Annotated in this window: 11 protein-coding genes and 1 pseudogene; 6 read left to right on the forward strand and 6 right to left on the reverse strand. The window is 65.1% G+C overall.

Features of this window, described 5'->3' with window-relative positions; translation table 11 throughout:
* Nucleotides 1–186: 186 nt before the first annotated feature.
* Together IAG39_RS20800 and IAG39_RS20805 are read left to right on the forward strand one after the other, a co-directional pair.
* Nucleotides 187–2,160: an EAL domain-containing protein gene (locus IAG39_RS20800; protein ID WP_118933144.1), complete on the forward strand. Its 1,974-nt coding sequence runs from the start codon at nucleotides 187–189 to the stop codon at nucleotides 2,158–2,160.
* A 95-nt stretch (nucleotides 2,161–2,255) separates the two neighbouring features.
* On the forward strand, nucleotides 2,256–3,701 hold the full coding sequence (locus IAG39_RS20805; RefSeq protein WP_223283398.1) for a sensor histidine kinase: 1,446 nt from the start codon (nucleotides 2,256–2,258) through the stop codon (nucleotides 3,699–3,701).
* Nucleotides 3,702–3,716: 15 nt separating this feature from the next.
* Here IAG39_RS20805 and IAG39_RS20810 read toward each other — a convergent pair whose 3' ends face one another.
* The 3 genes from IAG39_RS20810 to IAG39_RS20820 form a co-directional block, all read right to left on the reverse strand.
* Nucleotides 3,717–4,436 carry a response regulator transcription factor gene (locus IAG39_RS20810; protein WP_054458575.1) on the reverse strand — a complete coding sequence of 240 codons (720 nt, stop codon included), beginning with the start codon at nucleotides 4,434–4,436 and terminating at the stop codon, nucleotides 3,717–3,719.
* 214 nt (nucleotides 4,437–4,650) lie between these two features.
* Nucleotides 4,651–6,138: a protein adenylyltransferase SelO gene (locus IAG39_RS20815; protein ID WP_118933145.1), complete on the reverse strand. Its 1,488-nt coding sequence runs from the start codon at nucleotides 6,136–6,138 to the stop codon at nucleotides 4,651–4,653.
* On the reverse strand, nucleotides 6,135–6,506 hold the full coding sequence (locus IAG39_RS20820) for a DUF2069 domain-containing protein (RefSeq protein WP_118933146.1): 372 nt from the start codon (nucleotides 6,504–6,506) through the stop codon (nucleotides 6,135–6,137). The genes IAG39_RS20815 and IAG39_RS20820 overlap by 4 nt, the downstream gene beginning before the upstream one ends.
* A 17-nt stretch (nucleotides 6,507–6,523) precedes the next feature.
* On the opposite strand from IAG39_RS20820, the gene IAG39_RS20825 reads away from it, so the two are divergent.
* Nucleotides 6,524–7,837 (forward strand): YihY family inner membrane protein, encoded by a 1,314-nt coding sequence (locus IAG39_RS20825; RefSeq protein ID WP_118933147.1) that lies wholly within the window; start codon nucleotides 6,524–6,526, stop codon nucleotides 7,835–7,837.
* 38 nt (nucleotides 7,838–7,875) lie between these two features.
* Nucleotides 7,876–8,334, forward strand: a complete 459-nt coding sequence (locus tag IAG39_RS20830) for a CBS domain-containing protein (protein ID WP_054458582.1) — start codon at nucleotides 7,876–7,878, stop codon at nucleotides 8,332–8,334.
* 28 nt (nucleotides 8,335–8,362) lie between these two features.
* Here the strand turns inward: IAG39_RS20830 and dusA are convergent, their stop codons facing one another.
* A complete protein-coding gene (gene dusA / locus IAG39_RS20835) occupies nucleotides 8,363–9,343 on the reverse strand; it encodes a tRNA dihydrouridine(20/20a) synthase DusA (protein ID WP_054458584.1) in 981 nt (326 codons plus the stop codon).
* Nucleotides 9,344–9,576: 233 nt separating this feature from the next.
* Between dusA and IAG39_RS20840 the strand changes: the two genes are divergently transcribed.
* Nucleotides 9,577–10,545 carry a homoserine kinase gene (locus IAG39_RS20840; protein WP_059379000.1) on the forward strand — a complete coding sequence of 323 codons (969 nt, stop codon included), beginning with the start codon at nucleotides 9,577–9,579 and terminating at the stop codon, nucleotides 10,543–10,545.
* 66 nt (nucleotides 10,546–10,611) lie between these two features.
* Nucleotides 10,612–11,415: a BPSS1780 family membrane protein gene (locus tag IAG39_RS31645; RefSeq protein ID WP_223283399.1), complete on the forward strand. Its 804-nt coding sequence runs from the start codon at nucleotides 10,612–10,614 to the stop codon at nucleotides 11,413–11,415.
* Between the two features lie 6 nt (nucleotides 11,416–11,421).
* On the opposite strand, the pseudogene IAG39_RS31730 reads toward IAG39_RS31645, so the two are convergent.
* Together IAG39_RS31730 and IAG39_RS20850 are read right to left on the reverse strand one after the other, a co-directional pair.
* A pseudogene (locus IAG39_RS31730) lies at nucleotides 11,422–11,658 on the reverse strand (DUF192 domain-containing protein); the annotation flags it as partial.
* Nucleotides 11,655–12,527, reverse strand: a complete 873-nt coding sequence (locus IAG39_RS20850) for a type II secretion system F family protein (protein WP_118933149.1) — start codon at nucleotides 12,525–12,527, stop codon at nucleotides 11,655–11,657. The gene IAG39_RS20850 and the pseudogene IAG39_RS31730, both read right to left, overlap by 4 nt.
* Nucleotides 12,528–12,536: the final 9 nt, after the last annotated feature.

Consider the following 12,536-nt stretch of genomic DNA (forward strand, 5'->3'; position numbering starts at 1 on the left):
GAATTTAGTAATATTCGGCACGTTCTGTGACATGTAGAATTGCTGTACCACTGATGTATTAGTGACTCGTATCACACCCGTATCCAGGCCCTCTAGCGCTGATCGCGATCCGACGCCATTCCATCCGGACAACTGGCAGTCCTCAGTTCAGGCCACGCAATGGCCAGGAAGGGAACCTCCAAATACATGTCCACTTTCCGCCGGCTCCTTTTCTTCACTGCCCTCCTGATCGGCCTGGTTCTGCTCGGCGCACAGACGGTGGGAATGCTGGCCGCGCACCGCTATCTGAGCGCGCAGTTGGCGCAGCAGAGCGACGACGGCGCCAACGCGCTGGCCTGGGCCTTGTCGCATGCGACTGCCACCCCCGATGAACGGACTGCGCTGGCGGATGAAATGTTCGCGGGAGGGGACTATGCGCTGGTGCGCATCACGGACGACAGGGGCGCGCCCGTCATCGAGCGCCAAACGCCGCAAACCGATCCGCAGACCAGAGAGTACGATTGGCGTGACGCCTGGCTGAACATGGTCGCCCCCGTCGTATCGCGGCCCTACTCGGCCCCGGACGGCAGTTCACGAGGTGTCGTGACCGTACAAGCGGATTCGCGGACTGCTCGCGATACGCTATGGCAAGGCGGCGTGCGGGTCCTCGGATTGATGCTGGCCGCGGGCCTGCTATGGGTCCTGTTCTCCGTGAACCTGGCGCGGCGGATTGAAGCTCGCACCTCGCGCGACATCTGTGAGCGCGTGCGCGCGCTGGCGCCGGGCAACCGCAACACATTGAACGGCGCCTGCGAACTGGCGGGCGTCGACCAGGCGCTGGTGGACGCGCAACGCATAGTCGCCGCCACGGTCCAGGAACAGAATGCGCGGATCGAATCGCTACAGAGCGAAATCTACAGGGATCCCGTCACCCGGCTGCACAACCGCAAGTATTTTGTCGACCAGTTCAGATTGGCGCTGGCGGACAAGGACCCTGACGCGGGCGGCCATCTGCTGATGTTCCGGCAACGCGACTTGGCGCAGATCAACCGGCATCTCTCGCGCGCCTTCACGGACCAGTGGCTGCGCTCGTCTTCCGACCGGCTGCGCAAGCTGGTCGCTGAATTCGGCGGTCCGGGAGCCATGCTCGCGCGCATCAGCGGTTCGGATTTTGCGCTGCTGCTGCCCCGCGCCTCGGCGCCTCAAGCCAGCCTGCTGGCCGAGCGGGTGCGGCGCGAACTGCGCTCGCTGCGCGTGCCCATGGACAAGCACGAATCCTGCCGCTGGGCCTTGGCGATGGCCTCCTACGCGCCAGGAGACGGCATGAGCGACACGCTGGCGCGGCTGGACCACGCCCTGATGTGCGCCGAAAGCGCCGACGACGACCAGATCGCCCCGGCCAGCCGCGCGCCGGACAGCACGCACATCGGCGAATACAGCTGGCACGACGCGCTGGTCACCGCGCTCGAACAGCACAGGTTCTCCTTGTCCGTGCAGCCTCTGCACGATCTTTCCGGCAGCCTGCTGCACCAGGAAGCCAGCCTGACCCTGCACGACACCAGCGACGCGGATCCCGTGCCAGCTTCGATCTTCATGCCTCCCGCCGTCCGCCTCGGCCTGTCCGCGGAATGCGACATACAAGCCATCCGCCTGGGGCTGGACTGGCTGTACGCGCGCCCCGGCGCGCTGGCAGTGCCAATTTCGCTGGCATCGATCGCCCAGCCTTCGTTCCAGTCCAGGCTCCAACGCATGCTGGCCGACCGCCCCGCGCTGAGCGCGCGCCTGATCGTTGAAATCGACGCGGCGGCCCTGGCCGCGCAGGGAACCGACTTGCACCCGCTTTGCGACATCGTCGTGGCTGCAGGCGCCCGCGTCGGCGTAAGCCGACTGTCATACCAGTTCGGCGCCATCGAGCACCTGCACGAATTCCCCTTGTCCTATCTGAAGCTATGTGGCGGCTTCATCACCGGCCTGCTTCACAGCCCGGGCAGCCAACACCTCGCCGCCACGGTGGTGGCCACGGCGGCCGCACTGAATATCGCGGTCTACGCCGAGGACGTGCCAGACATTGCCACGCAGAATGTCCTGGCGGGCCTGGGCGTGCATGCCATGCGCGGGCCTGTCGTAAACTCCGCCCAGGCGCGCGATCTCGCGCCTGCTCATCCATGGGTTTCCAGTTGACGGAAGGCATGCTGCTTCGCATCTGTTGGCTTTTTCGCGCTCTCTGGCCGTCCCGCCCGCGGCGCACCGGTAACGCCTCCGCGGTTCGGCAAGCCATGCTGCCTCGCGGGGGGATGCTGCTATGCGCCCTGCTCGGTCCCGACGCGGCCCTGGCCTACGGCATGGGTGTGTCACACGAAGACCTGCATCTGGGCCTGACCGCCGGTGTCGCCACGGCCTGTGCCGTAGCCTGCGCGGTCGCATGGGCGGCCACCCGCAATGCCATTTTCGGCGCGGGACTGGCCTTCATGTTGGTCGAGGGAGTGTTCCGCTCCATACCCGCGCTGTTGCCGGCGGCGGCGCTACAGGCCGGCTCCTATGCCGCCCTGCTGGCGCTCACTGCACCAATCCTAAAAGAAACAGCCGCCGACAAGCTGGCGACAGCCTGCCGCTGGGCCAGCCTGGCCCTGATGATATTGGCGATACTGGCGTTGATCCTCGCGTACGACCCAGGCAACGGTGTCATGTCCGCCGCGATCGCCGGGGCCTGCGCCATCGCCAGTCTGCCGCTGGCCACCTGGCTCATGGTCCGCGCCGCCAGCCCGTCGCCAGCAAGAGCGGTCGCGCTGACCTTGGCCGGCGCCTATGGCATCTCGGCCTGGTTGCTGGGGCAGGACGCCTGGCAGCCGCAGGCCGCAGCGGGAACGTTCGCCGAATTGGCGCGGTTGCTGCTGGTGTCGAGCGCCTTGATCCTGCTGGCGATCAATCAACAGGGCCACCCGCAACAGGGATCGAAACGCAAAGACCACGAACACACCGACGCGGAACACCTGGCCCAGGGCGAGCTGCGGCTGGCCGAACTGGCCGGCGCGCTGGATACGCAGCGCCAGATGAACGCACTGATCTCGCACGAACTGCGCGCGCCGCTTGCCACCGTCAGCGCGGCAGCCCAGTCCCTGGACATGATACTTGCCGAGAGCGGCGAGGCCGTGGACAACCGCTTGGCGCGCATACATCGGTCGGTCACCCGCATGACCGAACTCATGGATCAGCTGCTGAACCAGGACAGGCTGGGCGAACAGGCCTGGACGCCGCGCGGAGAGCAAACGGACATGGCGGATCTGGTGCTCGATGTCGTCACCGCCATGCAGCCCGACACCGCGCATGCGCTGATGGTGCAAGCCAGCGCCTCCTTGCCGGTCTACTGCGACCGCCCGCTGACCAGCGTGGTGGTGCGCAACCTGATTCACAATGCCATCAAATATTCGCCGGCGAATGAGCCCGTGCGCATAGAAACCGGTGAAGCCCGGGTGGGAGCCATTCCCATGGCGTGGGTCGCCGTCACCGACCGCGGCCCGGGCATAGGCTTGGAGGAGCAAGCCAAGATCTTCGAGCCACATTTCCGGCGTACGGCGCACCGCGAAACCCAGGGCATGGGTATCGGACTCTACCTGGCCCGGCGCATCTGCGAGAACCAGGGCGGCACACTGACCGTGGAAAGCGAAGTCGGCGTGGGCACGCGTTTCGTCGTCACCCTGCCCGCCAGCGCTCCGGCGGCTTGACCGCCCCTGGCGTCTTCAGGCCGCGAACACGTAACCCTGGCCGCGCACCGACAACACGGGCAGCTTCAGGCCCGCGCTTTGCGCCTTGGCGCGCAAACGGCTGACCAGCACGTCGATACGGCGCAATTCAAAGCCGCCCGGGCTGTCCGGCAGGAACAATTCCGCCAGGACCTGACGGCTGACCGCGCTGCCGGCGGCATCCATCAGGGCGACCAAGAAGGTCCGTTCCTGAGCGCTCAGGTGCAGCGAGGCGCCATCGGGCGCAACCAGGATCCAGCCTCCGTCCTGCAGAGACCACGACGTGTCGGCGGTGGCGCGCGTTTCCGCATCCACCGGCCGCGGAGCCTTCGCCAGGCGCATCCGGCGTGCCAAACTGCGGATGACGGAACTGAGTTCCAGCAGGTCCACAGGCTTGGTCATGTAGACATCGGCGCCGCCTTCCAGGCCGCGCACCCGGTCTTCCAGCGCGCTACGGCCTGTCAGCATGACGATACCGACGGGGCTGAGGGCGCGCAGGCGGGTCGCCACGGAGAAACCGTCTTCCCCGGGCAGGTGGGCGTCAAGAATGACGATGTCGCAGGGCTGTTCCTGCAACCGACGATAAAACGCCGCGGCATTATCACAGGCGAATGCCACCCGGAAACCATAGCCACCCAAGCCTAACGCCAACTCCTCCCGGAAGTCGGCGTCATCCTCAAGCAGACCGATACACAGCAAACCATCTGCGCCAGCCATATTTAGAGTGCTTTATTTTGAAGATTATCGACAAATGCCCCGCGGACGCAGCGTCCCGGGTATTCCGTTGGCGACAATCTTACGTCTTTTACAATGGAAACGAATGATTGCAAGGAAAAAAACTGCGATATTCCTTGTCCAAACGGTTATTTTCCCGTAAATCGCAGGAAAATCGCTTTCGCAAATGTCCCAGTTGTACGGCTGGCGGCCGGTTTCAAGACGAACAACTGACCTCCAGACTGCCCGCCCAATCCGGCGGTAAACCCGCATACCGCTCATATCCCCGCTGGGCCTCGTAGGGGTTGCGCAACAGCTTCATCAAGGTATCGATCTCGCTGGCGTCGCCCGTCTTGGCCGCCCGGATCGCCTCTTCCGCCAGGTGATTGCGCAGCACATAGAGCGGATTCACGCGATTCATGCCGGCGGTTACATCCTGCATCAACCTGCCGTCCTGTGCGTGCCGCGCCATCAGGCGATCCAGCCAGGCTCCTGCCGCGGGCCGGTCGATGAACAGGTCTTCGAACGCGCTGCGCTGGCCGGACAAGGCATCGGCAAGGCGACGCCAGGTCAACGTGAAGTCAGCCTGATTGGCGTCCATCAGCTTGAGCAGGTCGTCCAGCAGCGGTTCATCGGCCGGCGTCCAGGCGGCCAGCCCCAGCTTGGCGCCCATGCGGTCATGGAAGGCGCGCGTGAAGACCGGCTCGAATTCATCCAGGACGGCCCGCAGGCCTTCCACATCCTGCGCCAGCGTGTGCAGGCTGCCGCCCAGGCGATAAAGGTTCCAGAGAGCGACGGACGGCTGGCGGTTCCAGGAATAGCGCCCTTCCGAGTCCGAGTGATTACAGATATGGCCCAGCCGGAAACCATCCATGAAACCGTAGGGACCATAATCCAACGTCAGTCCCAGTATGGACATATTGTCGGTATTCATCACGCCATGGCAGAAGCCCACCGCCTGCCAGTCCGCCATCAGCAGCGCCGTGCGCCGGGTGACGGCACGCAGCAGGTTGATATAGGGCAGCGCCTCGTTCGAGGACTCGCCCGTTCCGGCTTCCCTGCATTCCGGGTAATAACGGTCTATGACGTAGTCCGCCAGCGTCTTCAGCATATCGGGCTGGCGCCGCGAGGACCAATGCTCGAAAGAGCCGAAGCGCACGAAACTGGGTGACATGCGCGTCACGATGGCGGCTGTTTCCACCGTTTCCCGCATGACCGGGTCGTCGGAAACCACCAGCGCCAGCGCCCGCGTCGTGGGCACGCCCAGCCCGTGCATGGCCTCGCTGGCAAGGTACTCGCGCACCGACGAACGCAACACCGCGCGGCCATCGCCCATGCGCGAATACGGCGTCATGCCCGAACCCTTGAGCTGCAACTCCCAACTGCCCCGGGGCCCCTCGACCTCGCCCAACAGATGGGCGCGGCCATCGCCCAACTGGCCGGCCCAGACGCCGAACTGATGGCCACTGTAGACCGCCGCCAGGGTGTCGCCGCCCGGCAGCGGCTGGGCCCCGGAAAACACGCTCAGGAACTCGGGCGTGGACAGGAGCGACGGGTCCAGGCCGATCAGTTCCGCCGCCTCCGCGTTACCGTGCAGCAGGCGCGGATTGTTCAAGGCCTGGGGCGCAAGCCGGGTATAAAAGGCCGCAGGCAAGGCGGCAAACGAGTTGACGACGCGCAGGTCGGACAGCGTACGGGCGCTCATGCGCGTTGCCTCCTGGCAGCCCGCTTGGCGGGCCGCACGTAGAAAATGGCGCTAAAAAAGAAAATGGCCGACAGCAGGATCTCTCCCCAGGCCATCAATACGGACAGCGGAGCCGGATCCGACATGGCCCGCACCGCCCCCTCCATCAGGTAGAGCAGCGACAGCATCGACGCCCACTGGTAGGTATAGAGATTGCCGCGCAGGATGCCGCGCAGCGGAAACGCCAGCGGCAGGGCCTTGAGCAGCATCCAGGAACCGCCCGGCCGCAACGGCGCCACCACGGTCTCCCAGGTGACGCAAAGCACGATCAGGGCGAACAGCGAAACCGAGGCCAACAGGCGCAAACGGGGGTTGAGTTCAGGGTTCATGCTGCTATTATCGCCTGATGAATCGCCCTGCCGAGCCTGCCGCCACGACGCCGGCGGCCACCGAGCACTCGACCTCGCGCTCTTCATGGATCGCGAGGTCCGGACGTGTTGTGCGCTTCAGCGCCGAACGCGCCAGCGAAGAGAAACTGCTGCAAGTCGCGTCCAGCCTCACCTTCACGACCGTCCTGGCCATCGTGCCGATGCTGGCCGTGGTTCTGTCGCTGTTCACCGCCTTCCCGGTATTCCAGGAATTCCGCGTCGCGCTCGAGGATTTCCTGACCAACAGCCTGATGCCGCCGTCCGTGTCGGACAACATCATGGACTACCTGAACCAGTTCGCGCGCCAGGCTTCGCGCCTGACCGCCATCGGCGGCGCGTTCCTGCTGATCACCTCGCTGTTGCTGATCATGACGATCGACAAGGCGTTCAACGACATCTGGCACGTGACGCGCCAACGTCCGCTGCGGCAGCGCGCGCTGGTGTACTGGGCCATCATCACGCTAGGACCGGTCGTGGCCGGCGCCAGTCTTTGGGCGACCTCGTTCGTGGCTCGCGAATCGCTGGGGCTGGTCCGGGACGTGCCCGAAGCCGTCAGCGTCGCGGTGTCGTTCATCCCGCTGGTGTTGACCGCGCTCGGTTTTGCCGCGCTGTTCGTCATGGTCCCGAACCGCGAGGTGCTCTGGCGCGATGCCCTGGTCGGGGGCTGCGTGACCGCGATCGTGCTGGAAATCATGAAGTCGGCTTTCGCCTACTACCTGACCCGCTTTCCCACCTACACCATTATTTACGGCGCATTCGCCACCCTGCCCATCTTCCTGCTCTGGATCTACCTGTCATGGTTGGCCGTGCTGCTGGGAGCGATCCTGGCGTCGAGCGCACCGCTGATCCGCCTGGGCCGCTGGGAAATCAACCGCTATCCCGGCGCTCCCTTCGTGGACGCCGTGGATGCGCTGCGCACGCTGCGCCAGGCGCAGACGGCCAATCCGCCAGGCCTGCCCGCCAATCTGCTGGCCGCGCAATTGCGCCTGCACCAGGACGAACTGAACGAAGTCCTGGAAACACTGGCTGAAATGGGCTTGGCGACGCGCAGTCCCGAAGGCCTCTGGGTTCTGACCTGCGACGCCCGCAAAACCTCGATGGAACCCGTGGTGGACCGTTTTCTGCTGGACCGCGGCCAGCCCCGGGTCCGCAATGACCCGGAAGTATTGCGAGTCGCATCGGCCGTGCTTTCCCAGCAAAATGCGCCCACGCTGGAAGAAGTCTGCGGAGAAGCGCAAAATACCGAAAATGGAATCGCTCCCGTGCTGCAGCTGGAAGCGAAAAAAAATTAGCAAATAGGATCAGGGCGCAGTCCGCCCAGGAGGAACCGATGTTGAAGGTCAGCGAGATTTTGCGCGTCAAGGGCGATACGCTCTATACGGCGTCGCCCGACATGCCTGTGTCCCAGGCCGTGCAAACAATGAGCGAGCAGGACATAGGCTCGCTGGTGATCATGGAATTCGGGACGCTGACCGGCATGCTCACGTTCCGCGAGATCATCCGCCACATGCATGCGCATGGCGGCGCCGGCGACACCACCATCCGCTCCATCATGGACGATGCCCCGGTCAGCGTGTCCCCCAACACCAGCGCCGACGAAGTGCAGCGCCTGATGCTCGAAAAGCACGCGCGCTACATCCCGGTCATGGATGGCCCCACCCTGATGGGCGTCATTTCGTTCTACGACATGGCCCAGGCCATCGTCGCGGCCCAGCAGTTCGAAAACAACATGCTGAAGGCCTATATCCGGGACTGGCCCACGGAAAGCGCCGAACCGGCCAAGTCCTGAGCCCGCGGCCAGCGCTGCTGGCCCCCAGTCAAACCCCAGCCGGCGCCGCTTCGATCGCGGCGCCGCGCATATCCGGCGCATGCCGCTGGCTGCGCCAGGCGTCATAGATCAGTTCAGGGTTGTTCGCGGCCAACAGCGCCGGATCGGACAACATGCGACGCCAACGGCGCGCACCGGACTGGCCGTTCACCAGCCCCAGCATGGGCCGCGTCATCACCCGCAGGGGCACGCCCCGCGCGACCTGCCGCGTTGCGTATCCCATCATCGCGTCCACCACCTGCGCATCACTGGGCAACCGCAGCGACGGCCATAGCTGCAGAGACACCTCGGACAGCACCCGCGGCGTGTGCCAGGCAGCCCGGCCCAGCATGACACCATCGAAGTCGCCCGCGGCGCGCACGGACTGCTCGGCGTCGGCCAGACCGCCATTGAGCACGAACGTGCAATCCGGAAAGTCGCGCTTCAATTGACGCACCACGTCATAGCGCAGGGGCGGAATCTCGCGGTTGTCCTTGGGCGTCAGACCCTTCAGTACCGCATTGCGGGCATGGGCGATGAACACCCGGCAGCCGGTGTCGTAGATCTTGCCGACGAAATCACGGACAAACGCGTAGGACTCGTCATAATCCAGGCCAAGCCGGTGTTTGACGGTGACTGGGATATCCACGGCGTCCTGCATGGCCTTCATGCAATCGGCCACCAGGGCCGGTTCCGCCATCAGGCAGGCGCCGAACGCGCCCTTCTGCACCCGTTCCGACGGACAACCGCAATTCAGGTTGATCTCGTCGTAACCCCATTTTTTGCCCAGCCTGGCCGAATGCGCGAGCGCGTCGGGTTCGCTGCCGCCCAATTGCAGGGCCACGGGATGCTCGGCCTCGTCAAAGTCCAGGTGCCGCTCGACATTGCCGTGCAGCAACGCGCCGGTGGTAATCATTTCCGTGTACAAGCGTGCGCGCGGCGCCAGCAGCCGGTGGAAATAACGGCAATGGCGGTCGGTCACATCGATCATCGGGGCGACGCACAGCCGCCAGTCGGGGGAGTCCAAGAATCACTCTACAAAACAAGGGGATGCGGTATTTTACGGTGCTTGGCGGCTTTGTGTCTGGCAGGCGGCTGCGTCCGCTCCGCCGGATGGCGGACGGACTGATCCGCCATGTGGTCTAAAATTGCGCCGCCGCAGCCGAAACAGGCTTGCACGCGCGCCGGTCAACCCGCCCGTCAACCCCTAAATCCCGCACATCAATGGCCGTATTCACCCCTGTCTCCGAAGACGACGCTCGCGCCCTACTGGCGCATTTCGATCTGGGCGAGTTTGTCTCGCTTCGGGGGATTACGGCGGGTATCGAGAATACCAACTACTTCCTGTACACGACCCGCGGCGAGTATGTGCTGACGCTGTTCGAGGTGCTGACGCAGGCCCAACTGCCGTTCTACATCGAACTGATGTACCACCTGGCCGAGCGCGGCATTCCCGTGCCCCGGCCCCAGACGCTGCGCGACGGCACCCGCCTGACCACCCTGCACGGCAAGCCCTGCGCCATTGTTTCGCGCCTGCCGGGCGGCTACGAACCCGCGCCCGGCGCCGCCCATTGCGCCCTGGCCGGCGCCACGCTGGCCCGCGCCCACCTGGCCGGACGCGACTTTCCGCTGCACCAGCCCAACCTGCGCGGACTGTCCTGGTGGCTGGAAACGGCCCCCAAGGTCATGCCCTTCCTGGAACCGGCGCAGGCTCAGCTGCTGTCGTCAGAGCTGGCCGACCAGCAAGCCGCCGCCGCGACGCCGGCCTGGCAGGCATTGCAGACAGGTCCGGCCCACTGCGACCTGTTCCGGGACAACGTCCTGTTCGCCGGCACCTTCGAGGATCCGCTCATGGGCGGCATCATCGACTTCTACTTCGCCGGCTGCGACACCTGGCTGTTCGACGTGGCGGTAAGCGTCAACGACTGGTGCATCGAACGCGACACCGGCGAATTCGTGCCCGAACTGGTCGAGTCCTGGCTGGCGGCCTATGCGGCCGTGCGCCCGTTCACCGATGCGGAACGCGAGGCCTGGCCGCTGATGCTGCGTGCCGCCGCGCTGCGCTTCTGGATATCGCGCCTGTACGACTTTTTCCTGCCGCGGCCGGCTCAGACCCTCAAACCGCACGACCCCCGGCATTTCGAAAGAGTGTTGCAAGCGCGCCACCGCCCGGGCCTGCCAATATTGCCGTAACCGTTGCTCCCCCCATAATGGGGCTAGAACGTCCCTTTTTGAGAGATCACCCCCCTTTAAAGAGCCATGCAAGCAGCATTCCTCCCCGCGACATCCGGCTGGCAATGGGTCCGAGACGGTTTCCGTCTGTTCCGCAAGCAACCACTGGCCATGTTCACCTGGGCCATGGCCATCAGCCTCCTGGTCATCTTCGCCACGGCGACGCCGCCGGTCGGCCCCATATTGGTGGTGGCGCTGATGCCCATCATCACGCTGATGACGCTATCGGCGTGCAAGCACGTCGAAGCCGACCGCATCATGCTGCCCTCGATGTGGGCCAAGCCACTCAAGCAGCCCGGCGTGTTCCGGAAACTGTTCCTGATGGGGTTGCTGTACGCAGCGCTCTGCATTGCGACCGGCCTGATCATCTTCCTGCCGTTCACGGACGCGATGGTCGAAGGCATGCGCATTGCCTCCGTGGAAAAGTCCATGGAACCCATCCTGTCTGCCATGGCCGTTCCGCTGACCTTGTTCGCGATCGTGTACGTCATAATCGCCGCACTGTTCTGGCACGCTCCCGTCCTGGTCGCCTGGCATGGGCTGCGGCTGATCCAGGCCCTGTTCTTCTCCGGCATCGCCTGCTGGCGCAACAAACTGCCTTTCCTGGTCTACGGCGCCACCTGGATCCTGGTGTTTCTTTTCATTGACCTCTGCGCCGGCCTCCTGGTCGCCATCGGTCTGTCACCCCAGCTTGCCGGCACGCTGCAGATTCCGTTCAATATCGCCGCGGGTGGCGTGCTGTACTGCAGCTTCTATCCTGCCTATACCTCCGTGTTCGGTATCGAGAACGCCAGCGCGCATCTCGACGACGGCAGCGGCGCCCAGGCATGACGCCACGCGGCAGGGCGCCAGCGCCCTGCGCACCGCAAGCACCCTTCCCTGCCGCGATATGAATGCCACGTCGATGGCATAGCGCATGCCAAAGGTATGCACCGCGGCGCAAGGCATCAACAAGATGCCGGACCGCGGCCCAGGCGGCTTGCGTCCCAGCAGGCCCCGCGCGCGGCCGTAGCAGCTGGCGACTTTGAGCAGCCTGAGTCCGCTGCGCGGCGCCTGCGGCTGGCCGCCAGTCATTGCACGCTCTGCAGCAATTGCACCATCACCGGAAAGGCCAGCACGATGAACGTGCAGGGGAAGATGCAGCCGATCAGCGGCAGCAGCATCTTTACCGGAGCCTGCATCGCCAGCTGTTCCGCCCGCACGTGGCGATCGCTGCGGGCTTGCGCCGCCTGTGCGCGCAACACTGGCCCCAGGCTTATCCCAAGTGCTTCGGCCTGCGCCAGGGCGGCCGCCCAGTTGCGCGCAAGCGGGCTATTGCTGCGTTCTGCCAGGGCCTTGATCGCCGCGGTCCTGGAGACTCCCGCACGCATCTCCGCCAATGCGTCGGCCAGGGCATCCCGCAGTATGCCCTCCGGCCCGCTCTGGGCTGCCATCTGCAATGCCCCGTGCACGCTCAGCCCCGCCTCCACGCACAAAGTCATCATGTCGAACACGAAAGGCAAGTCGCGTTCGATGCTGCGCCGCCGGTTGCGGCCCAGACTGCGCAGCCAAAGCCCGGGCGCGGCGCCTGCCGCCAGCGCGGACGCTACCATCCAAGGAATCCACTCCCAGGACGGCGATTGCGCCAGAAGGATGGCTGCCGCCGCCGTCACCCCTCCGGCAGCCGCGGCCGCACTCCAGCACAGCGCCGCGACATGCGCGTAGCTGATGCCGGCGGGCAATGCCGCCCGCTCGATGGCGCGAGTCAGCCGTATGCGCCAACGCCAGGAACATAAAGGCCCCGCCACGGGCGCCACCGCCGAAATCCAGGGCCAGGCCGCTCGCCACCACCAAGGCAAGGCAGACGAAGCGCCCTCGCTATCCAACGACAACGGCTTCAAAACCACCCACGCCAGCCATCCCGCGGCCAGCGCGGCCGTCAACAGGCTCAAGTACAGCCACATCGCATCTGC

Origin of the sequence: Achromobacter xylosoxidans, from assembly GCF_014490035.1 — a bacterium.
Taxonomy (GTDB): Bacteria; Pseudomonadota; Gammaproteobacteria; order Burkholderiales; family Burkholderiaceae_B; genus Achromobacter; species Achromobacter bronchisepticus_A.